This window comes from Ancylobacter sp. GW821-FHT10E12 (assembly GCF_058809335.1).
The window spans coordinates 22527-48031 of record NZ_JBXASN010000018.1 but is presented as its reverse complement, the minus strand read 5'-3'; the positions used below and the strand labels follow the sequence as shown (position 1 = coordinate 48031).

Below are 25505 nucleotides of genomic sequence, written 5' to 3'. Positions count from 1 at the left end.
TCCGACGACAACCTCCGCTCCGGCGACACGCCCGGCTTCGGCAACAGGCCCGGCGTTGAAGATGCTGGCGGCGACGGTTCGGTCACTTCCGTCCCCTGCGGGCGCGCCCTGCGGGCGGCCGGACTTGCTGAGCGGCGAACCGGGTTCTTGCCCGAGACGCCCGCGTCGGTCAAGTTTTTGATCCTGCTCAATAATTTAGAATCGTTTCAGTCTGTTCCGCCTCGCTTGCATTGCTGCGGCTCTGGTTTAGATGCGAGCGGATACAGCGGAGGCGCAGGACGGATGGAACCTATCGTCATTGACGGCACCGCATGGTTCGATCTCGCGCCTCGCGCCGGCGGGGCGCCCTACCGCATTTTCCTCGCCATTCCCCCTGCGGCGCCGCCGCCGCAGGGGTTCGCGGCGGTCTATCTGCTCGACGCCAATGCCGGCTTCGCGACCCTGGTGGAGGCGCAAAGGCGGGGCGCCGAACGGCCGGCCGGCACCGGCATCGGCCCGGCGGTTCTGGTCGGCATCGGCACCCCCGCCGGCGGACTCTATGACCGCGACCGGCGGACCCTTGACTACACCGCCGGGCCGAGCGTGGAGGCGGCCGCCCCAAGCCCGACCGACCCTCCTTCGACCGGCGGGCGCGATGCCTTCCTCGCCTTCCTCAAGACGGAGCTGAAACCGGCGGTGGCCGCGCGGGTGCCGATCGATCGGCAACGCCAGACGCTGGTCGGCCATTCGCTGGCCGGCGGCTTCGTGCTCGACGTGTTCGGCCGCGACAGCGACTGTTTCTCCGCCTATGTCGCCATCAGTCCCTCGATCTGGTGGGACGAGGCGCGGCTCGTCGACGGCCTGTCGCATCTCGCCGGGGCGCCGCGCCTGCGCCTGATCGTCGGCGAATGGGAGCAGGCGCTCGCGCCCTGGCAGGTTGGCCGGCCGGGGTCGGCCGAGATCGCCGCCCGCCGTGCCGGCCGGGCGATGGCCGGGCGGGCGCGGGCCTTTGCCGAACGGGCACGGGCGGCGCTCGGCGCCGGCGGCGACGTGCGCTTCGAACTGCTGGCGGGCGAGGACCATGCTTCCGTGGTCGCGCCGGCGCTGACGCGGGCGCTGCGGCTCGCCGGCGCCTACCCCGATATGTGAATTGGAGGCCGCCCGGCCAGGGTCTATGGCTGTGCGCCCGACCGTTTGCGGAAGCTCCACCATGGCATCGTCCTTCCCGACCCCTTCGCCCGAAACCTTGCGCAGCCCGGCGGCGTGCGCGGCGCTGATCGTCGCGGCCGGCGCGGCGGCGACCCTCGCCGGTGCCTGGTTCTTCCAGCTGGTGGTCGGGCTGGCGCCGTGCCCGCTCTGCCTCGAACAGCGGCTGCCCTATTATGCGGCGGTGCCGCTCGGCCTCGTCGTGGCGATGACGGCGCGAATCGGCCATCCGCGGCTGGCGCGCGGGGGCGTGGCGCTGCTGGCGCTGCTCATGCTGGGCGCCTTCGGGCTGGCGCTCTACCATACCGGCGTCGAGTGGCGCTGGTGGGCGGGGCCGACCGCCTGCTCCGGCGGCGCGCCGGCGACCTCCGCCAATCTGCTGCAGGATCTGCAACAGGCGCATGTGGTGCGCTGCGACGAGGCGGCGTGGCGCTTTCTCGGCCTGTCGCTTGCCGGCTGGAACACGCTGATCGCCGCACTGCTGACGCTGGTGGCCCTCTCCGGGCTGCGCCGGCGGGGGTGAGGGCTTGCAGGGCTGAGGGCTTTCCAGGGAGCCGTCCCGGCTTCTCAAGGATCGAGTTCGGTATCCCAGTAGAGATAGTCGACCCAGCTCTCGTGCAGGTAGTTCGGCGGGAAATGCCGGCCGTTCTGGTGCAGGTCGAAGACGTTCGGCTGGAACGGCTTCTGCCGCGGCAGCATGCGCGCCTCGGCCGGCATCATGCCGCCCTTGCGCAGATTGCAGGGCGAGCAGGCGGCCACCACGTTCTCCCACGTCGTCTGGCCGCCGCGGGAACGGGGAATCACGTGGTCGAAGGTGAGGTCGTCGCGCGAATCGCAATATTGGCAGGTGAAGCGGTCGCGCAGGAACACGTTGAAGCGGGTGAAGGCCGGCTGGCGCGCCGGGCGGATGAAGGTCTTGAGCGACACCACGCTCGGCAGCCGCATCTGGAACTGCGCGCTGGAAACCTGCCGCTCGTAATATTCGACGATGTTCACCCGATCGAGAAACACCGCCTTGATGGCGTCCTGCCACGACCAGACCGAGAGGGGGTAATAGCTCAACGGGCGGTAATCCGCATTGAGCACCAGAGCGGGCCACGAGCCTGGAGACAAAGTCGCCGACAAGCACTTGCTCCTTTACCGGAGCGTCCCACGACTATCGGCGCCGTGAGACGCACGCCGATACTCTATATGTAGCGTGTCAGTCTTGTGAAGCATCGCGATGCGGCGGCGGCATCACGATTTCCGCCTCAGCGGACGGGCGCCGCCGGGGCGAGGCATTCCGCGAGGAAGCCGCTGCCGAGCACCAGTCCCTCGGTGTCGATGCCGTGGCCGAGGCCGCGGCTCATATGCCCGCGCACCGGCACGCCGGCCGCTTCCAGGCTGGCCAGCGAGCGGGGGAGCGCCTGCGGCGGGATCACCTCGTCGCGGTCGCCATGGATCAACAGCACCGGCGGGCGGCTGACGACCAGCGGCGCGACGGGGTCGGCAGCGCGGCCGTCGGGCGTCACATGCAGGCCGGAATAGCCGAGGATGCCGGCGAGCGGCGCCGGGCGCTTGAGGCCGGTATGCAGCGCCATCATGGTGCCCTGGCTGAAGCCGACCAGCGCCAGCCGTCCGGGAGGCAGGGAGTGGCGGGCGAGCTCGGCATCGAGGAAGCCGTCGAGCGCGGCCTGGGCGGCCTGAACCCCGATCCAGCGCTCGCGGTCGGTGCGCTCGACATAGCCGAACCATTGCCGGCCGACCGGCGCCATCGCGCAGGGCTCGGGAGCGTGCGGGGCGACGAAGGCGGCGCCGGGAAGCTTGTCGGCCCAGAGCTCGCCGAGGTCGATCAGGTCGCGCCCGTCGGCGCCGTAGCCGTGCAGCAGCACGACCAGCGCGTCGGTCGGGAGGCCGGAGCGGGGGGAAAGGCGCGGGCCGTCGAGCATGGGGCGATCCACCGGCCGGTCAGTTGGTGTCGTCGCCGCCGCCACCGCCGTTGCCGGCGACCTTGGGGCTGGCGCTGTGGTTGAGCAGCGTGTCGACGCGGGTGCGCTCGGTCTCGAAATCGGCGAGGATCTTGCCATCGAGGGCGCGGCCGCGCGGCAGGCGCACGCGCATCGGGTCGACGAAGCGGTTATTGACCAGCACCTCGTAGTGCAGGTGCGGGCCGGTCGAGAGGCCGGAGGAGCCGAGATAGCCGATGAGCTGGCCCTGGCGGACCCGCACGCCGTCGCGGATGCCCTTGGCGAAGCCAGACTGGTGCGAATAGGTGGTCACATAGCCGTTGGCGTGCTGGATCTCGGTGCGGCGGCCATAGCCGGAGGTCCAGGCCGCCTTGCGGATGACGCCGTTGCCGGCGGCATAGATCGGCGTGCCGACGCGGTCGGCCCAGTCGACGCCGGAATGCATGCGGGTGAAGCCGAGGATCGGGTGGCGGCGCATGCCGAAGCCGGAGCGCAGGGTGCCGCCGGAAACCGGCTTGCGGACCAGGAACTTCTTCGCGCTCTTGCCGGTCTCGTCATAGAAGTCGACGAGATTGTCGTCCGGGGTCTGGTAGCGGTAATAGCGCCGCTCCTCGCCGCCGACGGTGAGGCCGGCATAGAGCACGCCGCTGGCGCTGCCGCTCTCCTCCGGGTCGAACAGCACCTCGAAGCTGTCGCCGGCGCGCACCCGGCGCTGGAAGTCGACGTCGAAGGAATAGATGCGGACCAGGTTCTCGATGACCGGGCGCGGCACGTCGTGGCGCAGCGCCGTCTCCCAGATGCTCTCGTAGAGCGTGATGCCGCCGCGGCCGCCGCCATCCTCGTCGCCGTCGTCGGAGGGCAGGTCGGCGACCTGCACGTCGTTGGGCTCCTGCACCGGCAGGAAGGTGCCCATGTCGGACAGGGCGATGGTGCCCTCGTGGCCGTCGTCGCTGAACACCCCGACGCGCAGCGGCACCGTGGCGCCGCCCGAGGGGTCGAGCAGCACTTTCAGCCGGAGGCCGGGGGCGAGCGGGCCGCGCAGCTCCGGCGTGGCGAAGGCGGCGGCCGCCGCCTTGGCGGAGACCTCCGCAACGCCGAGATCCATCAGGATGGAGGCGATGCTGTCGCCCTTCTTGGCGACGACGGCGCGCTCGCTCCAGTCGTTGCCGCCGGAGGCGTCGCCGGCCGACTTGCCGAAGGCGCTCATATTGTCCGGTGCGCCGGAGGCGGCGGTGGGGTCGGCCGCCGCATTGGCGGGCGCATAGCCGAGCGCGCCGCCGCCGAAGCTCGCCAGCGCCGCCGGCATGGTGGCGTCGGTGAGCGGCATGCTGAACTCGGCGGTCTCGCGCACCTTCATCAGCACGTCTTCCATCGGCAGCTCGGCCGCGAACTTGGTGCTCGGCGGCAGGCTGGCGATGTCGCGCACCACCAGGGTCAGCTCGCCGGTCGGCTCGGCCTGCGGGGCGGCGTCGTCATCGGCGTCGGACGTGTCGGCGATCAGCTTGGCCGGGTTGAAGCGCGGCACGTCGGCCGAGGCGGAGGTGACCGACTGGGCGAGATTGGTGTTGACGCGGGTCACCGCCCGCACGCGGATGACCTCGCGGTCGCCGACCTTGGAGGTGGTCGACAGGCGCAGCGTCTGCCGGGCGTTGAAGCTTTCGTTGATGATCGACATGCGGTCGCCCTTGCGGGCGACGTTGGAGGGCCGCTCGCCGGCGGCAAGCGCGCCGCGCAGGGCCGAGCGCACGGTCTCGGGCGACTGGGCGAAGCGGTATTCGTTGTCGAGCGCCGCATAGACGGCCCCGCCCATCAGCGCGGCGCCGCAGATGCCGGTGAGCAGCGTCGCCATCAGCCAGCGGATGGAGATGCGGCGGCGGTTGATCGGTTCCTCGGTATCGCCGTCGACGCCCAGCGGAGGCTCGTCGCCGAGATCGAACGCCGCGCCGCGCCAGCGTCGCAGGCCGTTTGGTCCGAGCCGACTCTCCAACAGACCCTGTCCTCATGTCTCGCGGCGCCCACGCAAGGAGCCTCGCCGCCTATAAACCCTTGCGCCCGTTGGCTCGGGCGTCGGCGAACGGCCTGAGGGCCGCGGCGCGCCGGACGATGCCGTCCCGCAGCCGCAACGTCAACCCGGCGCGGGCGCGCAACCCGCTGCTTCGACACGCAGAGGGATGTAAATCGCCGCCTCGCGGCGAAACCAAGGCAGGGGCGCTCGAACGGCGTCGGGCGCTACTCGGCGCTGGCGGATTTGCGGCGCAGCGGCGAGGCCATCGGCAGCGGCACGCTGGCGAGCGCCGTGGTGCCGACCTGCGACAGACCTGCCGGCGCGGGACCCGCCAGTACCGCGCCCGCCTGTGCCGGGCCCGCCTGCGCCGCGCCCGCCGGCCGCAGCGGCAGCGGGCCGGACAGGGTGCGGGAGGCGGAGGCCTGCGGCGCGGGCATCGCCTGGGCGGGGTTTTCCGCGGCGGGCTTGGCCGGGGCGGCGGCCATGATCCCCGCCGGTGCAACGCCGGGCAGGGTCGGGGTGCCGAAGCGCTTGAAGAACGACCAGATCTCCTGCGGCGCGTCGATGCCGCTGCGGCGTGGGCCGAGCAGCAGCGCGGCGAGCGCGTCGCCGGCGCCGGTCGACTGGGCGGGCGGCTGGTGGCCGCCGGCGATCTCGTAATAGGCGACCGCGGCGCCGCCGGCGCACTGCTCCCAGCGCAGGATGCGGGTATTGGGGGCCTCGGCCGCCTCCGGCGCGCCGCACTGGTCGATGCGGGCGAACAGTTCGACGCCCTCGTTCGCCGACATCAGCCGGGCGCCGGGGGTCGGGCGGCCGAACATCGGCACGATCGGGTCATAGGTGCCGTTCATCATCAGGATCGGCACCGGGCGCGAGGGCTTGCAGGATTCGGCATAGCCGACCGGCACCGTCATCATCATGGTGGCGAAGGCGGCGAAGCGGTCGGCATAGCGGCAGGCGACGAAGGCGGTGAGGAAGCCGCCATTCGAGAAGCCCATGAGATAGGAGCGGCCGGGATCGGCGAGGCCCTCGGCGACCAGCTCGTCGCGCACCGCCAGCACGAAGCCGGCATCGTCGCGCGCGTGCAGGATCGGGATGAAGCCGGCGACCGAGGCGCGCCCGTCATTCCAGATCAGGTTGATGCCCTTGGGATAGGCGACGACGAACCCCTCGCGGTCGGCGACGGCGTCGAGGTCGAGATAGCGCTGCATGACGCTCGCCGGCTGCAGGGCGCCGTGCAGGGCGATGACCAGCGGCAGCGGGCCGGGCGGGGCGTTTCTGGGGACGTGCAGGATGTAGTCGCGCGTCGCGCCCTGGAAGGCGATGGAGCGGGTCTGCGCCTCGGCGCGGGCGAACGGCCCGACGACCGCCGGCCCGAGGATCAGCGCCATCACCGCGCAGACCAGCCAGCCGATTCGCGCAATCCGGTCCCGTGTCAGCCGCATAGGTCGTGCACGCCGCATAGCGGGCCTCGTCACGCAGTTACATAGCGGCGTTTGACAACGCCATTCCGTCAATTAGATGGCGAAGATGGTTAATCGACCGTGACCATCGCTATTGCCTCCTGACAAGATTCGCCAGGGAGGCTAGGTTGCCCTTGCTGCGACGCACCCAAAAACCTATAGACGTCGCCTTTGGAATGATTGCGAACTGCAATCGTTTCCGCTACGCACACCGCATCGAGTGAAGGACCTTCCCATGTCCGACTTGCACGGCGCTGCCCGACGGCCGCTTTCGCCGCATCTTCAGATCTACCGGCCGATGCTGACGATGATGATGTCCATCGTCCATCGCATCACCGGCGTGGCGCTGTATTTCGGCACCTTCCTGCTGATCGTGTGGCTGGTGGCGGCGGCGAGCTCCGACGCCGCCTTCGAGACGGTGAACGCCGTCTATGGCAGCTGGATCGGGCTGATCATGCTGTTCGGCTTCAGCTGGGCGATGCTCCACCACATGCTCGGCGGCATGCGCCACTTCATCTGGGATACCGGCCACGGCTTCGGGCCGGAGGCGCGCGAGCTGCTCGCCAAGCTGACCATCGGCGGTTCGGTGGCGCTGACCGTGCTGCTCTGGATCGTCATCTTTGTGGTGAAAGGTTGAGCCGATGAGTGAGTTTTCCGGCTCGTCCCTGCGCACGCCGCGCCGCCGCGTCGCCGGCCTCGGCTCCGCCCGCTCCGGTACCGGCCATTTCTGGCTGCAGCGGGTGACCGCGCTCGCCAACGTGCCGCTGACGCTCGCCTTTCTCGGCGTGCTGATCTGCGTCGCCGGTGAAAGCCCGGCGCGGGTGCTGGCCACGCTCGGCCACCCGGTGGTCGCCATCATCCTCATCCTCGCGATCGTCTCCATCACCGTGCACATGCGGCTCGGCATGCAGGTGGTGATCGAGGACTACGTGCATTCGGAGGGCACCAAGGTGCTCGCACTCGTCGCCAACACCTTCTTCTGCGCCGCCATGGGCTGCGCGGGGGTGTTCGCGATCCTCAAGATCAGCTTCGGAGGCTGAGTTACCCAATGGCCGAGACCTCTTCCGCCAACGGCACCGCCCCGAACAACGCGCATCTGGCGAGCGCCTATCCGATCACCGACCACACCTATGACGTGGTGGTGGTGGGAGCCGGCGGCGCCGGGCTGCGCGCCGTGGTCGGCTGCTCGGAAGCCGGGCTGCGCACCGCCTGCATCACCAAGGTGTTCCCGACCCGCTCGCATACCGTCGCCGCCCAGGGCGGCATCGCCGCCTCGCTCGGCAACATGGGCACGGACGACTGGCGCTACCACATGTACGACACCGTCAAGGGGTCGGACTGGCTGGGCGACCAGGACGCCATCGAATATCTGGTGCGCCACGCGCCCGCCGCCGTCTACGAGCTCGAGCATTGGGGCGTGCCGTTCTCGCGCACCGAGGCCGGCAAGATCTACCAGCGCCCGTTCGGCGGCATGACCATCGACTACGGCAAGAGCCCGGCGCAGCGCACCTGCGCCGCCGCCGACCGCACCGGCCACGCCATCCTGCACACGCTGTACGGCGCGGCGCTGAAGCACGACGCCGAGTTTTTCATCGAGTATTTCGCCCTCGACCTGATCATGGACGAGGAAGGACGCTGCCGTGGCCTCGTCGCCCTGAAGATGGACGACGGCACCATTCACCGCTTCCGGGCGCATATGGTCATCCTCGCCACCGGCGGCTACGGCCGGGCCTATTTCTCGGCGACCAGCGCCCATACCTGCACCGGCGACGGCAACGCCATGGTGCTGCGCGCCGGCCTGCCGCTGCAGGACATGGAATTCGTGCAGTTCCACCCGACCGGCATCTACGGCTCGGGCTGCCTGATCACCGAGGGCGCGCGCGGCGAGGGCGGCTACCTCACCAATTCCGAGGGCGAGCGCTTCATGGAGCGCTATGCGCCCTCCGCCAAGGACCTCGCCTCGCGCGACGTCGTCTCGCGCTCCATGACCATGGAGATCCGCGAGGGCCGCGGCGTCGGCAAGAACAAGGACCACATCTTCCTGCATCTCGACCATCTCGACCCGGCGATCCTCGCCGAGCGGTTGCCGGGCATTTCCGAGAGCGCGAAGATCTTCGCCGGCGTCGACGTCACCAAGGAGCCGATCCCGGTGCTGCCGACCGTGCACTACAACATGGGCGGCATCCCGACCAATTTCCACGGCGAGGTGGTGACCAAGAAGGCCGGTAATCCCGACCATGTGGTGCCCGGCCTGATGGCGGTGGGCGAATGCGCCTGCGTGTCGATCCACGGCGCCAACCGGCTCGGCTCCAACTCGCTGACCGACCTCGTGGTGTTCGGCCGCGCCGCGGCGCTGCGCTGCGCCGACATCGTCACCGCCGGCGAGAAGCACCCCGAACTGCCGCAGGGCTCGGCGGACCTGGCGCTTTCGCGCCTCGACAGCTTCCGCAACGCCTCGGGCGGCACGCCCACGGCCGAGCTGCGGCTGGCCATGCAGAAGGTGATGCAGAACAATTGCGCCGTCTACCGCACCGGCGAGGTGCTGGAGGAGGGCCGCAAGCTGATCGCCGACGTGTTCGCCGGCACCGACGACATCGACGTCACCGACCGCTCGCTGGTGTGGAATTCCGATCTCATCGAGACGCTGGAATATGACAACCTGATCGGCCTCGCCACCGTGACCATGGAAAGCGCGGCGGCCCGCACCGAGAGCCGCGGCGCCCATGCGCGCGAGGATTATCCCGAGCGCGACGACGCCGTCTGGATGAAGCACACGCTGGCCTTCGTCGATTTCGACACGCGTTCGGTGAAGCTCGACGACCGGCCGGTGCATACCTACACGCTCTCGAACGACATCCAGTACATCGAGCCGCGCAAGCGCGTTTATTGATAAGGCCGGCGGCATCGGCCGCAGGCGAGGATGAAGGCCGACATGGTCCAGCTGACGCTTCCCAAGAACTCCCAGCTCGTCGACGGCACGGTGTGGCCGAAGCCGGAAGGCACCAACCGGCTGACGGAGTACCGGATCTATCGCTGGAACCCGGATGACGGGAAGAACCCGCATGTCGACACCTATTATGTCGACCGCGACGATTGCGGGCCGATGGTGCTGGACGGCCTCATCTGGATCAAGAACAAGGTCGACCCGACGCTGACCTTCCGCCGCTCGTGCCGCGAGGGCATCTGCGGTTCCTGCGCGATGAACATCGACGGCACCAACACGCTGGCCTGCCTCAAGAGCATGGACGACGTGACGGCCAAGAGCGTCAACATCTACCCGCTGCCGCATATGCCGGTGGTGAAGGACCTGGTGCCTGACCTCACCCAGTTCTACGCCCAGCATGCCTCGGTGGAGCCGTGGCTGCACACCAAGACCCCGGCGCCGGAGCGCGAATGGCCGCAGGCGCGGCAGGACCGCGAGAAGCTTGACGGGCTGTACGAGTGCATCCTGTGCGCCTGCTGCTCGACCTCCTGCCCGAGCTACTGGTGGAACGGCGACCGTTATCTCGGCCCCGCGGCGCTGCTGCAGGCCTATCGCTGGCTGATCGATTCACGCGACGAGGCGACCGGCGAGCGGCTCGACGACCTCGAGGATCCGTTCCGGCTCTATCGCTGCCACACCATCATGAACTGCGCCAAGGCGTGCCCGAAGGGCCTCAACCCGGCCAAGGCGATCGCCGAAATCAAGAAGATGATGGTCGCCCGCCAGTATTGAGGCGGCCTTTCCTGCGCTACACAGGCGGGCGATGACCGCGCCCGCCCCGCCCATCCTCCGTTTCGCGCCGAGCCCGAACGGGCTGCTGCATCTCGGCCATGCGCGCTCGGCGCTGCTGAACGCCGCGATGGCGCGCGCGCTGGGCGGGCGCCTGCTGCTGCGCATCGAGGATATCGATGCCGCACGCTGCCGGCCGGAATTCGAGGCGGCGATCCAAGAGGACCTCGCCTGGCTCGGCCTCGAATGGCAAGGGCCGGTGCGCCGGCAGTCCGAACACATGGGCGACTATGCCGCCGCGCTCGCCCGGCTGGAGGCCATGGGCCTCGTCTATGCCAGCTTCGAGAGCCGCGCCGAGATCCGCCGGGCGGTGGCGGCGCGGCCGGACTGGCCGGCGGATCCCGATGGCGCGCCGCTGTTTCCGTTTTCCCGCGACGCGATGGGCGAGGACGAGCGGCGCGCGCGGCAGTCGCGGGGCGAGCCCTATGCGCTGCGGCTCGACATGGCGCGCGCGGCGGCGCTGGCCGGGCAGGGACTGGCTGAGCAGGGACTGACCTGGTGGGAATGCGGCGAGCCGGAGCCGGCGGTCGCCGACCCGCTCGCCTGGGGCGACGTCGTCATCGCCCGCAAGGAGACGCCGACCAGCTATCACCTCTCCGTCGTGGTCGACGATGCCTTGCAGGCGGTGACGCATGTGGTGCGCGGCACCGACCTGAAAGCCGCCACCTCGGTGCATCGCCTGCTCCAGCGGCTCTTGGGCCTGCCCGAGCCGGCCTACCGGCACCATCCGCTGGTGCGGGATGCGGAGGGGCGAAAGCTGTCGAAATCGATCGGTTCGGAGAGCCTGCGCGCGCTGCGGGCCTGCGGCGTCACGCCGGCGGAGGTCCGGCGGCTGGCATTGGAGGGAGAAAGCCTCGCCTAGCGTCAAAGCGGTGTCACCGGCGTCGGCTATCGCTGCGCCGACCGCCGCCCCGACCGCAAGGGAACCCGTCATGCCGAGCCTCTCGTCGATCCGCCTGCCGATCGCCGCGATAGCCTTGTCGCTGTCGTTCGCCGCTCCCGTCGCCGCGCAGGATGTTAGCCGGCTTGCCGATATCGGCCCGCGTCCCTTCCATCTCGTCGACCAGATGAAGGAGGGCCCGCTCAAGCAGCAGCTGGCGCAGTGCAAGGGCCCCTTCACGACGAAGAATTTCTCGATCTCGCATCGCGGCGCGCCGCTGCAGTTTCCCGAGCACACGCGCGAAGGCTATCTCGCCGCCGCGCAGATGGGCGCCGGCGTGATCGAATGCGACGTTGCCTTCACCAAGGACCGCGAGCTGGTGTGCCGCCACGCGCAGTGCGACCTGCACACCACCACCGACATCCTCGCCCGGCCGGAACTGGCCTCGAAATGCTCGCAGGGCTTCCAGCCGGCCGATCCGGCCACCGGCCGCAAGGCGAGCGCGAAATGCTGCACCAGCGACCTGACGCTGGCCGAGTTCAAGTCGCTGCACCCGAAGATGGACGCCGGCAACCCGAACGCCACCAATGTCGCCGACTACATGAACGCGACGCCGCGCTGGCGCACCGACCTCTATGTCGACCGCGCGACGCTGATGAGCCACAAGGAATATATCGCGCTGGTCAAATCGCTCGGCCGGAAGTTCACGCCGGAGCTGAAGGCGCCGGAAGTGGCGATGCCCTTCGACGGCGACTACACGCAGGCCCGCTATGCCCAGCAGATGATCGACGAGTACAAGGCGGCCGGCGTCGACGCCAAGGATGTCTATGCCCAGTCGTTCCAGCTCGAGGACGTGCTCTACTGGTTGAAGGCGGAGCCGGAATTCGGCGCCCAGGCGGTCTATCTCGACGGGCGCGACGAGACCGAGACGGGCTTCGACAACATGAAGCCGGAGACCTGGAAGCCCTCCATGCAGGAGCTGGCCGACAAGGGGGTGAAGATCCTCGCCCCGCCGCTGTGGATGCTGGTCACCGCGAAGGACGGCGGGATCGTGCCCTCCGCCTATGCCGAGGCGGCGAAGAAGGCCGGGCTCGGGCTGATCTCCTGGTCGCTGGAACGCTCCGGCCCGCTGAAGGACGGCGGCGGGTACTACTACCAGTCGATCAAGTCGGTGACCGACCGCGACGGCGACACGCTGGCGCTGCTCGACGTGCTGGCACGCGATATCGGCGTCATCGGCGTGTTCTCCGACTGGCCGGCGACCACCACCTTCTACGCCAATTGCATGAAGCTGAACTGAGCGCGGCAAGCTCGGCGAGGCGAGGCGAGGCAAGCCGCCGCCGTCCGGCGTCCGCTCCGCCGGCGGCGGGCCTTGGCCCTTTCCGATCCGGTGGGCTCAGCCCACCCCGAGAATCAGGAACCACACCGATACGGTGAACAGGCTCAGCGCCGTCGACAGCGAGACCGCGCTCGCCGAGGCGGTGACGCCGACGCGGTAGCGCTGGGCCAGCAGATAGGCGTTGATGCCGCTCGGCATGGCGGCGAACACCACCGCGACATCGGCCCAGACCGGCGGCATGGGAAGGACGCGGGTCAGCGCGTAGACGATGGCCGGGTGCACGATCAGCTTGAGCGCGGTGATCATCACCGCCGGGCCGAGATCGCCGCGGATCGGGTAGCGATGCAGGGCGAGGCCGAGCGAGATCAGCGCGCAGGGCGAGGCGGAAGCGGCGAGCATGTCGAGCGTCTGCTTGAACAGCCCGTCCGGCACGTAGCCGACCACCTTGGCGATCCCGCCGGCATAGATGCCGAGCAGGATCGGGTTGAAGGCCAGCATGCGGCCGAGCTTCCTCAGGCCGGTGAACGACAGGCCGGTGGTGGCGCCCTCGGTGAGCACGGTGGCGACCACCATCATCACCGGCAGGTGGATGGCGATCAGCAGGAACAGCGGCACCGCTCCCTCCGGCCCGAAGGCCTGCAGGATGAGCGGCACGCCGACGAAGACGGTGTTGGCCTGGCCGGAGGTGAAGCCCTGGATCACCGCCTCGGTATGGCCACGCCCGAACAGACGCCGCGCCGCCAGCATGCCGAGCGCGAAGACGGCGAAGGCGCCGGTGAAATAGGCGATCCAGTAGCCCCAGGGCTGGCCTTCCGCCGGCAGGCCGGCCTCGGCCAGCGTCTTGAAGATCAGCACCGGCACGGCGAGGCCGAACACGTATTCGGACAGGCCTTCGGCCGCCCGCTCGCGCAGCAGGCCGCTGAGGCTCGACACATAGCCGATGCCGATCAGCCCGAAGACCGGCGCCACGATGAAGGCGATGGCGCCGAGCTGCGCGAGCATGGATGCCTCAGGCCGCCGCTTCCGACGACGCCGTCGAGACGAGATGGGAGGACCGCACGGGGACCATCACGTCGATGCGCGACCACAGGCGATCGGCGACCTCGACGGAGGCCACGAAGGCGATCTCGGCCCGCATATGGCCAAGATTGGCGGGATCGATCACGCCGTCGGCGGGACCGTCCATGCGCACCCGCGTCGGCTGCACGTCATGGACGGCGAAGGGCTCGAGCAGGCGGAGCATGAGATTGGGATGGGCATCGGCCTCGACGACGAGGCGATGACGGAGAAGACCATGGGTCATGGGAACAGTCCACGAATGACGAGGAAGGGCAGGCGCGCGTCAGAACTCCCGGCCGATCCTGTCGGCCGGGCGACGAATTCGCCGCCCTGCGCAAAAGCGCTCTCTCATGTTCATGGTCGTCATGGTGGCGAAGCTAGGCGCCCGGCGGCCCGGCGTCAATATGGCGTTCGTGTGGGCCGGGCGCTCACGGCACGGCCGGGCGGGAAGGCAGCAGCTCGTAGCCGACCGGATTGTCCGGGCACAGGCCGGCGCCGCATTCCAGCACCGTCGAGACGCCATTGCCGAGCGCCAGCGCGGCGGCGAGGAGGAGCGAGGCGAGGGCGAGGCCGCTCGTCGGCCGCGGGCGCGGCGTCGCGCGGTTGAACTGCCGGTCGAACAGCAGCAGCACGGCGCAGCCGGCGATGATGACGATGTAGAGCACCAGCGCCCAGGTGTAGAAATGCAGGCCGAGCAGGGCGTCGCCATAGGTGCCGGTACCGGGCACGATATGCAGCAGCACCTGCCGCGCCGAGACGAGGCCACCGGCCATCGCCGACAGGACCGCGATGCCGTAATGGCTCGGCTGGGTGCCGAATCGCACATTCAGCGCCAGGCCGAAGCCCACCCCGACGAAGCCGACCCGCTGCAGGATGCAGAGCGGGCACGGCAGATCGCCGCGCAAAAACTGGTCGAGAAAGGCAAAGGCCAGCACCAGCGAGACGGCGAGCAGGCCGAGCTCGTTGAGGAGGCGGGAGCCTTCGGGGCCGATCGGGCCGGCAGGGCGGGGCGCGGGGCTCACGGTCGCCGCCTCACAGCACGATGTTCAGCATGTCGCTGGCATGCTCGCGGAACAGCACCGCCAGCACGCCCATGGACAGCGCCCATGCCACCATGGCCGGCCGGCGATGGCCGGTGCCGGCGAGGACCAGCGCCGCGAACAGGCCGAAGAAGGGAAGGCTCATCATCGGCGCGGCCTCGTCGCGGGAGTAAGAGAACGTGACCACAGCAGGATTCGCCCGCCCTGTCACGATGCCGCGATGAGGCCGGCGTCGCGACGAGGCCGGCGTCGTGGCGGGGCCGGGCACCTTCGCGCGGCGGTCACAGGAAGCTCTGCGGGTCGATGTCGATCTCCACCTTCACATTGCCCTTCGGTCGCGGCGCCGCCTGCATCCACGCCCTGACATAGGCGGAGAGGTCGAACGCGCGCGGGGAACGTGCCAGCAGGCGCAGTCGGTGGCGGCCGCGCAGCAGCGAGATCGGCGCCTCGGCCGGGCCGAGTATGCGCACGCCCTCGACGATCGGGGCGGAGGCGGCGAGCGCCTGCGCGTGGCGCTGCGCCTCGGGCTGCTCGCCCGCCGAGACCACCAGGGCGCAGAAGCGGGCGAAGGGCGGCAGGGCGGCTTCCTCGCGCACGCCGATCTCGCGGTCGTAGAAGGCGGCGCGGTCGCCGGCGATCAGCGCCTGCATCACCGGGTGCTCGGGCATATAGGTCTGCAGGAAGGCGCGGCCCTCGACGCTGTGGCGGCCGGCGCGGCCGGCGACCTGGTGCAGCAGCTGGAAGGTGCGCTCGGCCGCGCGCGGGTCGCCGTGCCCGAGCCCGACATCGGCGTCCACAACGCCGACCAGCGCCAGCCCGGGGAAATTATGGCCCTTTGCAACCAGTTGGGTGCCGACGACGACATCGACCTCGCCGTCCTCGATGGCCTTCAGCTCGGCGCGCAGCCGCTCGACGCCGCCGGCAAGGTCGGAGGAGAGCACCTGCACGCGCGCTCCGGGCATCAGCGCCGCGATTTCCTCGTGCAGCCGCTCGACGCCGGGTCCGCAGGGGATGAGCGCATTCGGCTCATGGCAGGAGGGGCAGGCCTCCGGCACCGGTGTCGCATAGCCGCATTGATGGCATTCGAGCCGGCGGCGGAAACGGTGCTCGACCAGCCAGGACGAGCAGGAGGGGCAGCGGATGCGGTGGCCACAGGAGCGGCACAATGTCAGCGGGGCATAGCCGCGCCGGTTGAGGAACAGCAGCGCCTGCCCGCCGCCCTCGACGGTGCGGGTGATGTCCTCGACCAGGCCGGGAGCGATCCAGCGGCCCTTGGGCGGACCCTGCCGGCGCATGTCGATGGGCTCCAGCCGCGGCACCCTGGTGCCGGCGAAGCGTTCCGGCAGCGCGAGGCGGGCATAGCGGCCGCGCCGTGCGTTCACCTCGGTCTCGATGGAGGGCGTCGCCGAGGCCAGCACCACCGGCGCATCGTTGAGCCGGGCGCGCACCACCGCCATGTCGCGGGCATGGTAATGCACGCCGTCCTCCTGCTTGTAGGCGGAATCGTGCTCCTCATCGACGATGACGAGGCCGAGATCCCGGAACGGCAGGAACAGCGCCGAGCGGGCGCCGGCGACCACGCTGACCTCGCCCGAGGCGACGCCGGCGAACACGCGGGCGCGGCGCTTGGTGCCCACCGCCGAATGCCATTGCGCCGGCACCACGCCGAAGCGCCTGGCGAAGCGGTCGAGAAACGCCTGCGTCAGCGCGATTTCCGGCATCAGGATAAGGGTTTGGCGGCCATCGCGGATCGCCTGCGCCACCGCCTCGAAATAGGTCTCGGTCTTGCCGGAGCCGGTGACGCCGTCGAGCAGGTGCACGCGGAACTCATGCGCGGCCACCGCCTCGCGCAGCACGGAAGCGGCCGCCGCCTGGCCGGGCAGCAGCTCCGGCGCGTCATGGTCGGGATCCGGCGGCTCGGCGGCCGGTTCGGGAGGGAGGGTGACGGTCTCGATCACGCCCTCGTCGATCAGCCCGTCCACCACCGAGGGCGAGACGCCGGCCTCGCGGGCGGCATCTCCCTTGGGCCGCAGGAAGCCGTCGGCCAGCGCCTCGATCAGCCGTTCGCGGGCGGCGGTGCGGCGTTCCGGTCGGCGCTCGGTGAGCCGCACCCCGACCCGCTCGCGCGCCGGGCCGGCGCTCTCGTCATGGCGCAAGGCGAGGCGCAGCACCATGCCGGGCGGGGTGACGGTGTAGTCCGCCACCCAGCGAATGAAGGCGATCATCTCCACCGACAGCGGGGGAACAGCGTATTTCCTGTGCACCGGCTTGAGCTTGGCCGGATCGACCGGCTTGCCCTCGGCGCCCGGCTCGCGCGGCCAGACGCAGCCGAGAATGCGCCGCGTGCCGAGCGGCACCACCACGATGTCGCCGGGCGCTAGGTCCATGCCCTCGGGCACCCGATAGGAATAGGCGGCGCCGATGGCGACGGGCAGCAGCACGTCGACCGTGGCGGGCGGGGCGTCGAACATGGAGAGAATCGGAGCTTTCATTAAGCCACATATGGCACCATAGCAGGGGAACGGGGAGGGCCGGATGGCGAGCAGCGACGCACAGAAGGCGGACCGGGCGGAGACGGTGCTGCTGGCCGGCGCGAGCCCGGACGTGGCGGCGGCGCTTGCCGCCTGGCTGGCGCGGCTCGGCCATGAGCGCCGGCTCTCGCCCAAGACGCGCGAGGCCTATGCCCGCGATATGACGAGCTTTCTCAATCACTTGACCGTCCATCTCGGTGCACGTCCCGACCTCGCCGCCTTCCAGACGCTGACCCCGCGCGACGTCAGGGCGGTGATCGCCGCCCGGCGGGCGGAGGGCATCGAGCCGCGCACGCAAATGCGCTTCCTCGCCGCCGCCCGCTCCTTCGGCCGGCATCTGGAGCGCGAGGGGCTGGGTAAGGTCGGGGCGCTGACCGCGGTGCGGGCGCCGCGCATTCCCCGATCGCTGCCGCGCCCGGTCTCGGTGGCGGATGCGAGGAAGCTCGCCGATCCCGGCATCCGCGCCGGGGAGGCGCGCGAGACCTGGGTGCTGCTGCGCGACGCCGCGGTGCTGGCGCTGCTCTACGGATCCGGGTTGCGCATTTCCGAGGCGCTGGGGCTGCGCCGGCGCGACATGCCGGCACCCGGGGAGGGCGACCACATCGTCGTCACCGGCAAGGGCGGCAAGACCCGCATGGTGCCGGTGCTGCCCAACGTCTTGAAATCCATCGACGAATATGTCCGCGCCTGCCCGATCTACCTCGAGCTCGGCGGGCCGCTCTTCGTCGGCGAGAAGGGCGGGCCGCTGTCGCCGCGGGTGATCCAGCGCACGGTGGAGCAGCTGCGCGGGGCGCTCGGGCTGCCGGATTCGGCGACGCCGCATGCGCTGCGGCACTCCTTCGCCACCCATCTGCTGGCGCGGGGCGGCGACCTGCGCTCGATCCAGGAACTTCTCGGCCATGCCTCGCTTTCCACCACGCAGATCTACGCCGCCGTCGACGCCACCGCGCTGATGGCGACCTGGCGGGCGGCGCATCCGCGGGCGCGGATCGGCATCGATCGGTCCGGCTCGTCAGGTGTATGATCAGTGCAGTGGGGTGTACGATGAGACCGATCAGGCCGGTGATCGAGCACATGTCGATCGGCGTCGCCGATTTCGACCGGGCGGTGGCGTTCTACGACGCGGTGCTGGCGCCGCTCGACCTGGTCCGGGTCGCCTTCCACGCCGAAGAGGAAGGCGCGTCCGCCTGCTGGGGACCGGCCGGGGAGGCGCCTTCACCGGAGGGCACGCCGGGGGCGGCGCCATTCTGGGTGCAGCACCGCAGCACGGCCGTGACGCCGCCGCCGGGCTTCCACCTGTGCTTCATGGCGCCCGACCGGGAGGCGGTGCACAGCTTCCATGCCGCCGGGCTCACCCATGGCGGCACCGATGCCGGCGCGCCGGGGCTGCGGCCGCATTACGGCGAGGGGTATTATGCGGCCTTCCTGCTCGACCCGGACGGCTGGAAGATCGAGGCGGTGACCTACACGGGTGCGTGAGGCGAGGGCTTTTGTCTTCCGTCAGGTGACGGGCCACCGCTGGCGCGCTTTTCATCGTGCCTGTCCGGCGTACACTGGTCGCCATCCGAAGCAGACAGAGGAGACCCTGCATGAAAAAGATCGTGATGGCCCTGTGTGCCCTGTCCTTCACCGCCGCGCTTTCGGGCGCCGCGCTCGCCGATTGCTATCAGGGCCACGCGTCGGCCAAGCCCCCGGTGGCGACCGACAGCAAGGGCAGCTGATCCTTCCCGAATTCCCCTGCTGAAACGCGACGGCCCGGAGAGCGATCTCCGGGCCGTCGTCGTTTCCAGCGGAGGTGACGCGCCGCCGCTCGCTCACATGTGGATGGCGCGCTTTTCCACCGCCATCGCGGCTTCCTTCACCGCTTCCGAGCGGGTCGGGTGGGCGTGGCAGGTGCGGGCGAGGTCCTCGGACGAGCCGCCGAACTCCATCAGCACCGCGCATTCGTGGATCAGTTCGCCGGCTTCGATGCCGATAATGTGCACGCCCAGCACCCGGTCGGTGGCGGCGTCCGCCAGCACCTTCACGAAGCCCTCGGTCTCGTTGTTGGCCTTGGCGCGGCCATTGGCGAGGAAGGGGAACTTGCCGACCTTGTAGGCGATGCCGGCTTCCTTCAGCTCTTCCTCGCTCTTGCCGACCGCGGCGACTTCCGGCGCGGTGTAGACGACGCCGGGAATGACGTCGTAATTCACATGGCCGGCCTGGCCGGCGAGCAGCTCGGCGATCGCCACGCCCTCGTCCTCGGCCTTGTGGGCCAGCATCGGCCCGGCAATGGCGTCGCCGATGGCGAAGATGCCCGGCACGCTGGTGCGGTAATAATGGTCGGTGACGACGCGGCCGCGCTTGTCCTTCTCGACGCCCAGCGCCTCCAGGCCGAGGCCTTCCGTGTAGGCGACGCGGCCGATGGCGACCAGCACCACGTCGGCCTCCAGCGTCTCGGCGGCGCCGCCGGCGGCGGGTTCCACCGAGACCTTGAGCGTGGCGCCCGACGAATCGACCCCGGTGACCTTGGCGCCGAGCCTGAACTCGAAACCCTGCTTCTGCAGGATGCGCTGGAACGACTTCGCCACCTCCAGGTCCATGCCCGGCAGGATGCGGTCGAGATATTCGACCACGGTGACCTGCGCGCCGAGGCGGCGCCACACGCTGCCGAGCTCCAGCCCGATGACGCCGGCGCCGACCACGATCAGCTTGCCCGGCACCTTCTCCAGCGCAATCGCGCCGGTGGAGGAGACGATGCGGGTCTCGTCGATCTCGATGCCCGGCAGCTTCGCCACGTCCGAGCCGGTGGCGATGACGATGGCCTTGGTCTCCAGCGCCTGCTGCGAGCCGTCCGCCATCGCGACATCCACCTTGCCCGGCGCCGCGATGGTGGCGGTGCCGTGATAGGTGTCGATCTTGTTCTTCTTCATCAGGAAGGCGACACCCTTGGTGTTGCCCTCGACCGCCTGGTCCTTGAAGCCGAGCAGCGCCGCGTGGTCGAGCTTCGGCTTGTCGACGAGGATGCCCATGTTGGGGAAGGCGTGCGCGGCTTCCTCGAACAGGTGCGAGGCGTGCAGCAGCGCCTTGGAGGGGATGCAGCCGATATTGAGGCAGGTGCCGCCGAAGGTGGCGCGCTTCTCGACCACCGCGACCTTGAGGCCGAGCTGGGAGGCGCGGATAGCACAGACATAGCCGCCCGGGCCGGTGCCGATGACGATCAGGTCGTAGGACATGGAGGCTTCCTTGAATGCCGAAAGTGATCAGCCGGCCCGTTGGACGGCGAGGCGCAGGCCGAGCAGCACGAAGGTCGCCCCGGTGACCCGGTTGAACCAGCGGCCCCCGGCCGCGAAGCGTGCCCGCACGGCGGGATTGGTGAAGAACAGCGTGACGCCGGCGAACCAGGCGATCAGCGCCGTCGCCATGCCGATGCCATACAGGAAGGTGACGGCGGCCGACGTCTCGTGGCTCACCAGCGCCGAGAACAGCGACAGGAAGAACAGCACCGGCTTGGGATTCAGCGCATTGGTGAGGAAGCCCATGCCGAAGCACCCCGGCAGCGACGGAGGGCGGGCCGCCCCGGCTTCGCCGGCCAGCGAGGCTTCGTCGAGGCTGAACGGCTTCTCGAAGAAGGAGCGGACGCCGAGATAGACGAGATAGGCGACGCCGCACCACTTGATCAGCGCGAACAGCGCCAGCGACTGCGAGACCACGAGCCCGATGCCGAGAAGGGTGTAGCTGATGTGGAACAGCAGCGAGGCGCCGATGCCGAAGCTGGTCACCAGCGCCGCCTTGCGGCCATGCACCACGCTCTGGCGCACGACGAGGGCGAAGTCCGCCCCCGGCGCCACGATCACCACCGCGAACACGGCCATGATGGCCGCGAATTCGCCGAGATAGCTCAACGCCCCCTCCGCCTCAGATGGTTGCGATCACAGATCCAGCACGAGGCGGGTCGGGTCTTCGAGCGCTTCCTTGACGCGGACCAGGAAGGTCACCGCGCCCTTGCCGTCGACGATGCGGTGGTCGTAGCTCAGCGCCAGGTACATCATCGGGCGGATGACGACCTGGCCCTTCACCGCGACCGGGCGCTCCTCGATGCGGTGCATGCCGAGAATGCCGGACTGCGGCGCGTTGAGGATCGGGGTCGACATCAGCGAGCCGTAGATGCCGCCATTGGTGATGGTGAAGGTGCCGCCCTGCATGTCCTCGATGCCGAGCTTGCCGTCGCGCGCCTTGCGGCCGAGGCCGGCAATGGTCTTCTCGATGCCGGCAATGGACAATTCGTCGGCGTTGCGCACCACCGGGACCACCAGGCCCTTGTCGGTGCCGACCGCGATGCCGACGTGGTAATAGTTCTTGTAGACGAGGTCCTGCCCGTCGATCTCGGCATTCACCTCCGGCACGTCCTTCAGCGCCTGGATGACCGCCTTGGTGAAGAAGCCCATGAAGCCGAGCTTCACGCCGTGCTTCTTCTCGAATACGTCCTTGTACTGGGCGCGCAGGCTCATCACCGCCGACATGTCGACGTCGTTGAAGGTGGTGAGCATGGCGGCGCTGTTCTGCGCGTCCTTCAGCCGCCGGGCGATGGTCTGGCGCAGCTTGGTCATCTTCACGCGCTCTTCGCGCGAGGCGTCGTCCGCCGGGGAGGGCGCGCGGGCGACGACCGGGGCGGCGGGCGCCTGGACGGCGGGAGCCGCGGCCGGCGGATTGGCCAGCGCCGCGAGCATGTCGCCCTTGGTGACGCGGCCGTCCTTGCCGGAGCCGGCGAGCATGGCCGGGTTGATGCCGGTCTCGGCGGCGAGCTTGGCGACCGCCGGGCCGTTGCTCCCGGAGGCTGCGGTTGCAGCGGCGGGCGCGGCGGCCTTCGGGGTTTCGGCCTTCACAGCTTCGGCCTTGGCAGCTTCGGCCTTGGCGGGAACGGCGGCCGGGGCGGCCTGTGCGCCCGAGCCGGCGCCGATGGAGCCGAGCAGGGCGCCGACGCCGACCGTCTCGCCGTCCTTGGCGACGATTTCCGACAGCACGCCGGCGGCGGGGGCCGGGACCTCGATCGTCACCTTGTCGGTCTCAAGCTCGACGATGGGCTCGTCGGCGGCGACGGCATCGCCGGCCTTCTTGAACCACTTGCCGATGGTCGCCTCGGTGACCGATTCGCCCAGCGTCGGAACGCGGATCTCGGTGGCCATGCTCGTTTTCCCTTACCCTAGCTTAGGCCGGCAGCCGCCGGCGCTCCGTTCGGTTCGTCAGTGGTTCGTCAATTCCGCGCGTGTCAGTCAGGCACCTGTCGGTCAGGCGCGTGCCTGTCGCGCGCGTCCGCCGGGGGCGCGTCAGTCGAGTGCATCCTGGAGGAACGCCTTGAGCTGGGCGAGATGCTTGGACATGAGGCCGGTGGCGGTCGCCGCCGAGGCGGGACGGCCGGCATAGCGCGGCCGCGCCGAGGCGGCGCCGATCTGCTCCAGCACCCATTCGAGATAAGGCTGCACGAAGGCCCAGGCGCCCTGGTTCTTCGGCTCCTCCTGGCACCAGACGATCTCCGCCTTCTTGAAGCGCGAGAGCTCCTGCACCAGCGTCTTGAGCGGGAACGGGAACAGCTGCTCGACGCGCATCAGGTAGATGTCGTCGATGCCGCGGCGCTCGCGTTCCTCGAACAGGTCGTAATAGACCTTGCCGGTGCACAGCACGACGCGGCGGATCTTGTCGTCGCTCTTGAGCGTGACCGATTCCGGCCCCTTGGCCACCGTCTCGTTCTGGGCATCGTCCCACAGCACGCGGTGGAAGGTGGTGCCAGCGGCGAACTGCGACAGCGCCGAGACGGCGCGCTTGTGGCGCAGCAGGCTCTTCGGCGTCATCAGGATCAGCGGCTTGCGGAAGTCGCGCTTCAGCTGCCGGCGCAGGATGTGGAAATAGTTCGCCGGCGTCGTGCAGTTGGCGACCTGCATGTTGTCCTCGGCGCACATCTGCAGGAAGCGCTCGAGGCGGGCCGAGGAATGCTCGGGACCCTGGCCCTCATAGCCGTGCGGCAGCAGGCAGACGAGGCCGGACATGCGCAGCCACTTGCGCTCGCCGGAGGACAGGAACTGGTCGAAGATCACCTGCGCGCCATTGGCGAAGTCGCCGAACTGGGCTTCCCACAGCGTCAGCGCGTTGGGCTCGGACAGCGAGTAGCCGTATTCGAAGCCCAGCACCGCCTCTTCCGAGAGCATCGAGTTGATGACCTCGTAGCGGCACTGGCCCTCCTCCAGATGATTGAAGGGGGTGTAGCGGTCCTCGGTCTGCTGGTCGATCAGCACCGAATGGCGCGACGAGAACGTGCCGCGCTCGCTGTCCTGGCCGGACAGGCGGACCGGGTGGCCGTCGAGCAGCAGCGTCGAGAAGGCGAGCGCCTCCGCCGTCGACCAATCGATGCCGACGCCGTCGGCGATCGCCTTGGCGCGGGCGTCGAGGAAGCGCTGGATGGTGCGGTGGACCTGGAAGCCCTCCGGCACGGTGGTGATCTTGCGGCCGATCTCGCGCAGTTCGCCGATGTCGACGCCGGTATTGCCGCGGCGCGGGTCGTCGGCATCCGCCGCCGCCTTGAGGCCGGCCCAGCGGCCGTCGAGCCAGTCGGCCTTGTTCGGCTTGTAGGCCTGGCCGGCGTCGTATTCGCCGTCGAGGCGGGCGCGCCAGTCGGCCTTCATCCTGTCGAACTCGGCGGCGTCGACGACGCCCTCGGCTTCGAGCTTCTTGGAATAGATCTCCAGCGTGGTCGGGTGCTGCTTGATCGCCTTGTACATCAGCGGCTGGGTGAAGGCGGGCTCGTCGCCTTCATTGTGGCCGAAGCGGCGGTAGCAGAACATGTCGACCACCACCGGCTTGCGGAAGCGCTGGCGGAACTCGGTGGCGATCTTGGCGGCGAAGGTCACCGCCTCGGGGTCGTCGCCGTTCACGTGGAAGATCGGCGCCTCGATGGTCTTGGCGACGTCCGACGGATAGGGCGATGAGCGCGAGAAGCGCGGATAGGTGGTGAAGCCGATCTGGTTGTTGATGATGAAATGGATCGAGCCGCCGGTGCGGTGACCCTTCAGGCCGGACAGGCCGAGGCATTCGGCCACCACGCCCTGGCCGGCGAAGGCGGCGTCGCCGTGCAGCAGCAGCGGCATCACCTGCACGCGCTCGGTGTCGCCGAGCAGGTCCTGCTTGGCGCGGCACTTGCCGAGCACCACCGGGTCGACGATCTCCAGATGCGACGGGTTGGCGGTGAGCGACAGATGCACCTTGTTGCCGTCGAACTCGCGGTCCGAGGAGGCGCCGAGATGGTACTTCACGTCGCCGGAGCCCTCGACCTCGTCGGGAGCCCAGGAGCCGCCCTTGAACTCGTGGAACAGCGCGCGGTGCGGCTTGCCCATGACCTGGGTCAGCACGTTGAGCCGGCCGCGATGGGCCATGCCGAACACGATCTCCTGCACGCCGAGATTGCCGCCGCGCTTGATGATCTGTTCGAGCGCCGGGATCAGGCTCTCGCCGCCGTCGAGGCCGAAGCGCTTGGTGCCGGTGTAGCGCACGTCGAGGAACTTCTCGAAGCCCTCGGCTTCGATCAGCTTGTTGAGGATCGCCTTCTTGCCCTCGGGGGTGAAGGAGATCTCCTTGTCGACGCCCTCGATGCGCTCCTGGATCCACGCCTTCTCCTCGGGCGAGGAAATGTGCATGAACTCGACGCCGAGCGTCTGGCAATAGGTGCGCTGCAGGATCGCCACCATCTGGCGGACGGTGGCGAATTCGAGCCCGAGCACGTGGTCGATGAAGATCGGGCGGTCGAGATCGGCCTCGCGGAAGCCGTAGGAGACAGGGTCGAGCTCGGGGGCGGGGTGCACCGGCTCCAGGCCCAGCGGGTCGAGCTTGGCGTGGAGATGGCCGCGCATGCGATAGGCGCGGATCATCATCAGCGCCTTGACCGAGTCGCGGGTGGCCTGCTGCACGTCGGCGGAGGTGAGCTCGACGCCGGCCTTCTGCGCCTTCTCGGCGACCTTGGCCTCGACCTTCCTGCCGACCGTCTTCTCCACCTCGATCCAGTCGCCGTCGAGGGCGGAGACCAGCTCGCCATTGGCGTGCAGCGGCCAGTTGTCCTTCTTCCAGGAGGCGCCGCGGGCGCTCTTCTCGACGTCGGCCGGGGAGTCCTTCAGCGCGCCGAAGAAGTCGCGCCATTCCGCGTCCACCGAGGACGGGTCGGCCTCGTAGCGGGCGTAGAGATTCTCGATCCAGGTGGCATTGGCGCCGTCGAGGAAGGATGTGTTCAGGAAAGCTTCGTTCGTGTGCGCGCGCGACATTGT

24 protein-coding genes are annotated in these 25505 nt (G+C 69.5%); 11 read left to right on the top strand and 13 right to left on the bottom strand.

Annotation, left to right across the window (positions count from 1 at the left end; genetic code table 11):
• Positions 1 to 282: 282 nt before the first annotated feature.
• A complete protein-coding gene (locus tag AC1RU4_RS21395; RefSeq protein ID WP_492893166.1) occupies positions 283 to 1128 on the top strand; it encodes an alpha/beta hydrolase in 846 nt (281 codons plus the stop codon).
• A 61-nt stretch (positions 1129 to 1189) separates the two neighbouring features.
• Positions 1190 to 1708 (top strand): disulfide bond formation protein B, encoded by a 519-nt coding sequence (locus tag AC1RU4_RS21390; RefSeq protein WP_492893165.1) that lies wholly within the window; start codon positions 1190 to 1192, stop codon positions 1706 to 1708.
• 44 nt (positions 1709 to 1752) lie between these two features.
• On the opposite strand, the gene AC1RU4_RS21385 is transcribed toward AC1RU4_RS21390, so the two are convergent.
• The 4 genes from AC1RU4_RS21385 to AC1RU4_RS21370 all read right to left on the bottom strand — a co-directional run bounded on the left by AC1RU4_RS21385 (position 1753) and on the right by AC1RU4_RS21370 (position 6581).
• Positions 1753 to 2310, bottom strand: a complete 558-nt coding sequence (locus tag AC1RU4_RS21385; protein WP_492893164.1) for an HNH endonuclease — start codon at positions 2308 to 2310, stop codon at positions 1753 to 1755.
• 125 nt (positions 2311 to 2435) lie between these two features.
• Positions 2436 to 3113 carry an alpha/beta hydrolase gene (locus AC1RU4_RS21380; protein ID WP_492893163.1) on the bottom strand — a complete coding sequence of 226 codons (678 nt, stop codon included), beginning with the start codon at positions 3111 to 3113 and terminating at the stop codon, positions 2436 to 2438.
• Between the two features lie 19 nt (positions 3114 to 3132).
• Positions 3133 to 5118 carry a M23 family metallopeptidase gene (locus AC1RU4_RS21375; RefSeq protein WP_492893162.1) on the bottom strand — a complete coding sequence of 662 codons (1986 nt, stop codon included), beginning with the start codon at positions 5116 to 5118 and terminating at the stop codon, positions 3133 to 3135.
• Between the two features lie 242 nt (positions 5119 to 5360).
• Complete coding sequence (locus tag AC1RU4_RS21370) at positions 5361 to 6581, bottom strand: CE1 family esterase (protein WP_492893161.1); 1221 nt, start codon at positions 6579 to 6581, stop codon at positions 5361 to 5363.
• Between the two features lie 253 nt (positions 6582 to 6834).
• Between AC1RU4_RS21370 and sdhC the strand changes: the two genes are divergently transcribed.
• The 6 genes from sdhC to AC1RU4_RS21340 all read left to right on the top strand — a co-directional run bounded on the left by sdhC (position 6835) and on the right by AC1RU4_RS21340 (position 12551).
• Positions 6835 to 7236: a succinate dehydrogenase, cytochrome b556 subunit gene (gene sdhC, locus AC1RU4_RS21365; RefSeq protein ID WP_492893160.1), complete on the top strand. Its 402-nt coding sequence runs from the start codon at positions 6835 to 6837 to the stop codon at positions 7234 to 7236.
• Positions 7237 to 7240: 4 nt separating this feature from the next.
• Positions 7241 to 7639 carry a succinate dehydrogenase, hydrophobic membrane anchor protein gene (gene sdhD, locus AC1RU4_RS21360; RefSeq protein WP_492893159.1) on the top strand — a complete coding sequence of 133 codons (399 nt, stop codon included), beginning with the start codon at positions 7241 to 7243 and terminating at the stop codon, positions 7637 to 7639.
• A gap of 8 nt (positions 7640 to 7647) precedes the next feature.
• Positions 7648 to 9489, top strand: a complete 1842-nt coding sequence (gene sdhA, locus AC1RU4_RS21355) for a succinate dehydrogenase flavoprotein subunit (RefSeq protein ID WP_492893158.1) — start codon at positions 7648 to 7650, stop codon at positions 9487 to 9489.
• 42 nt (positions 9490 to 9531) lie between these two features.
• Positions 9532 to 10314, top strand: a complete 783-nt coding sequence (locus AC1RU4_RS21350; protein ID WP_492893157.1) for a succinate dehydrogenase iron-sulfur subunit — start codon at positions 9532 to 9534, stop codon at positions 10312 to 10314.
• Between the two features lie 31 nt (positions 10315 to 10345).
• Positions 10346 to 11233, top strand: coding sequence for a tRNA glutamyl-Q(34) synthetase GluQRS (gene gluQRS, locus AC1RU4_RS21345; RefSeq protein WP_492893156.1), 888 nt, complete (start codon positions 10346 to 10348; stop codon positions 11231 to 11233).
• A 70-nt stretch (positions 11234 to 11303) separates the two neighbouring features.
• Positions 11304 to 12551, top strand: coding sequence for a glycerophosphodiester phosphodiesterase family protein (locus tag AC1RU4_RS21340; RefSeq protein WP_492893155.1), 1248 nt, complete (start codon positions 11304 to 11306; stop codon positions 12549 to 12551).
• Positions 12552 to 12647: 96 nt separating this feature from the next.
• Here the strand turns inward: AC1RU4_RS21340 and AC1RU4_RS21335 are convergent, their stop codons facing one another.
• The 5 genes from AC1RU4_RS21335 to AC1RU4_RS21315 form a co-directional block, all read right to left on the bottom strand.
• On the bottom strand, positions 12648 to 13592 hold the full coding sequence (locus tag AC1RU4_RS21335; RefSeq protein ID WP_492893154.1) for an AEC family transporter: 945 nt from the start codon (positions 13590 to 13592) through the stop codon (positions 12648 to 12650).
• A gap of 7 nt (positions 13593 to 13599) precedes the next feature.
• Positions 13600 to 13893, bottom strand: a complete 294-nt coding sequence (locus AC1RU4_RS21330; RefSeq protein WP_492893153.1) for a hypothetical protein — start codon at positions 13891 to 13893, stop codon at positions 13600 to 13602.
• Between the two features lie 184 nt (positions 13894 to 14077).
• Positions 14078 to 14671 carry a disulfide bond formation protein B gene (locus AC1RU4_RS21325; protein WP_492893152.1) on the bottom strand — a complete coding sequence of 198 codons (594 nt, stop codon included), beginning with the start codon at positions 14669 to 14671 and terminating at the stop codon, positions 14078 to 14080.
• Positions 14672 to 14681: 10 nt separating this feature from the next.
• Entirely contained in the window at positions 14682 to 14837 is a 156-nt protein-coding gene (locus AC1RU4_RS21320) for a DUF5993 family protein (protein ID WP_492893151.1), read from the bottom strand.
• Positions 14838 to 14970: 133 nt separating this feature from the next.
• On the bottom strand, positions 14971 to 17160 hold the full coding sequence (locus AC1RU4_RS21315; RefSeq protein WP_492893150.1) for a primosomal protein N': 2190 nt from the start codon (positions 17158 to 17160) through the stop codon (positions 14971 to 14973).
• Positions 17161 to 17224: 64 nt separating this feature from the next.
• Here AC1RU4_RS21315 and AC1RU4_RS21310 point away from each other — a divergent pair, with 64 nt between their 5' ends.
• The 3 genes from AC1RU4_RS21310 (at position 17225) to AC1RU4_RS21300 (ending at position 18941) form a co-directional block, all read left to right on the top strand.
• The gene (locus tag AC1RU4_RS21310) at positions 17225 to 18244 is read left to right on the top strand and encodes a tyrosine recombinase XerC (protein ID WP_492893149.1); all 1020 of its coding nucleotides are present in this window, start codon (positions 17225 to 17227) and stop codon (positions 18242 to 18244) included.
• A gap of 20 nt (positions 18245 to 18264) precedes the next feature.
• Complete coding sequence (locus AC1RU4_RS21305; protein ID WP_492893148.1) at positions 18265 to 18699, top strand: VOC family protein; 435 nt, start codon at positions 18265 to 18267, stop codon at positions 18697 to 18699.
• Between the two features lie 110 nt (positions 18700 to 18809).
• Complete coding sequence (locus tag AC1RU4_RS21300; protein ID WP_492893147.1) at positions 18810 to 18941, top strand: hypothetical protein; 132 nt, start codon at positions 18810 to 18812, stop codon at positions 18939 to 18941.
• Between the two features lie 93 nt (positions 18942 to 19034).
• Here AC1RU4_RS21300 and lpdA read toward each other — a convergent pair whose 3' ends face one another.
• The 4 genes from lpdA to AC1RU4_RS21280 all read right to left on the bottom strand — a co-directional run bounded on the left by lpdA (position 19035) and on the right by AC1RU4_RS21280 (position 25502).
• The gene (lpdA, locus tag AC1RU4_RS21295) at positions 19035 to 20435 is read right to left on the bottom strand and encodes a dihydrolipoyl dehydrogenase (protein ID WP_492893146.1); all 1401 of its coding nucleotides are present in this window, start codon (positions 20433 to 20435) and stop codon (positions 19035 to 19037) included.
• 27 nt (positions 20436 to 20462) lie between these two features.
• A complete protein-coding gene (locus tag AC1RU4_RS21290) occupies positions 20463 to 21104 on the bottom strand; it encodes a LysE family translocator (RefSeq protein WP_492893145.1) in 642 nt (213 codons plus the stop codon).
• Positions 21105 to 21131: 27 nt separating this feature from the next.
• On the bottom strand, positions 21132 to 22385 hold the full coding sequence (gene odhB, locus AC1RU4_RS21285; protein ID WP_492893144.1) for a 2-oxoglutarate dehydrogenase complex dihydrolipoyllysine-residue succinyltransferase: 1254 nt from the start codon (positions 22383 to 22385) through the stop codon (positions 21132 to 21134).
• Between the two features lie 141 nt (positions 22386 to 22526).
• Positions 22527 to 25502 carry a 2-oxoglutarate dehydrogenase E1 component gene (locus tag AC1RU4_RS21280; RefSeq protein ID WP_492893143.1) on the bottom strand — a complete coding sequence of 992 codons (2976 nt, stop codon included), beginning with the start codon at positions 25500 to 25502 and terminating at the stop codon, positions 22527 to 22529.
• Between the last annotated feature and the right edge of the window lie 3 nt (positions 25503 to 25505).

What these genes read in the sequence shown, in the direction of transcription:
- lpdA (WP_492893146.1), bottom strand. Translation starts at nt 20,435, where the DNA reads ATGTCCTACGACCTGATCGTCATCGGCACCGGCCCGGGCGGCTATGTC.
- AC1RU4_RS21335 (WP_492893154.1), bottom strand. Translation starts at nt 13,592, where the DNA reads ATGCTCGCGCAGCTCGGCGCCATCGCCTTCATCGTGGCGCCGGTCTTC.
- AC1RU4_RS21310 (WP_492893149.1), top strand. Translation starts at nt 17,225, where the DNA reads ATGGCGAGCAGCGACGCACAGAAGGCGGACCGGGCGGAGACGGTGCTG.
- AC1RU4_RS21330 (WP_492893153.1), bottom strand. Translation starts at nt 13,893, where the DNA reads ATGACCCATGGTCTTCTCCGTCATCGCCTCGTCGTCGAGGCCGATGCC.
- AC1RU4_RS21370 (WP_492893161.1), bottom strand. Translation starts at nt 6,581, where the DNA reads ATGCGGCTGACACGGGACCGGATTGCGCGAATCGGCTGGCTGGTCTGC.
- AC1RU4_RS21315 (WP_492893150.1), bottom strand. Translation starts at nt 17,160, where the DNA reads ATGTTCGACGCCCCGCCCGCCACGGTCGACGTGCTGCTGCCCGTCGCC.
- AC1RU4_RS21320 (WP_492893151.1), bottom strand. Translation starts at nt 14,837, where the DNA reads ATGATGAGCCTTCCCTTCTTCGGCCTGTTCGCGGCGCTGGTCCTCGCC.
- AC1RU4_RS21340 (WP_492893155.1), top strand. Translation starts at nt 11,304, where the DNA reads ATGCCGAGCCTCTCGTCGATCCGCCTGCCGATCGCCGCGATAGCCTTG.
- AC1RU4_RS21380 (WP_492893163.1), bottom strand. Translation starts at nt 3,113, where the DNA reads ATGCTCGACGGCCCGCGCCTTTCCCCCCGCTCCGGCCTCCCGACCGAC.
- sdhC (WP_492893160.1), top strand. Translation starts at nt 6,835, where the DNA reads ATGTCCGACTTGCACGGCGCTGCCCGACGGCCGCTTTCGCCGCATCTT.
- sdhD (WP_492893159.1), top strand. Translation starts at nt 7,241, where the DNA reads ATGAGTGAGTTTTCCGGCTCGTCCCTGCGCACGCCGCGCCGCCGCGTC.
- gluQRS (WP_492893156.1), top strand. Translation starts at nt 10,346, where the DNA reads ATGACCGCGCCCGCCCCGCCCATCCTCCGTTTCGCGCCGAGCCCGAAC.
- AC1RU4_RS21390 (WP_492893165.1), top strand. Translation starts at nt 1,190, where the DNA reads ATGGCATCGTCCTTCCCGACCCCTTCGCCCGAAACCTTGCGCAGCCCG.
- AC1RU4_RS21280 (WP_492893143.1), bottom strand. Translation starts at nt 25,502, where the DNA reads ATGTCGCGCGCGCACACGAACGAAGCTTTCCTGAACACATCCTTCCTC.
- AC1RU4_RS21300 (WP_492893147.1), top strand. Translation starts at nt 18,810, where the DNA reads ATGAAAAAGATCGTGATGGCCCTGTGTGCCCTGTCCTTCACCGCCGCG.
- AC1RU4_RS21305 (WP_492893148.1), top strand. Translation starts at nt 18,265, where the DNA reads ATGAGACCGATCAGGCCGGTGATCGAGCACATGTCGATCGGCGTCGCC.
- sdhA (WP_492893158.1), top strand. Translation starts at nt 7,648, where the DNA reads ATGGCCGAGACCTCTTCCGCCAACGGCACCGCCCCGAACAACGCGCAT.
- odhB (WP_492893144.1), bottom strand. Translation starts at nt 22,385, where the DNA reads ATGGCCACCGAGATCCGCGTTCCGACGCTGGGCGAATCGGTCACCGAG.
- AC1RU4_RS21350 (WP_492893157.1), top strand. Translation starts at nt 9,532, where the DNA reads ATGGTCCAGCTGACGCTTCCCAAGAACTCCCAGCTCGTCGACGGCACG.
- AC1RU4_RS21395 (WP_492893166.1), top strand. Translation starts at nt 283, where the DNA reads ATGGAACCTATCGTCATTGACGGCACCGCATGGTTCGATCTCGCGCCT.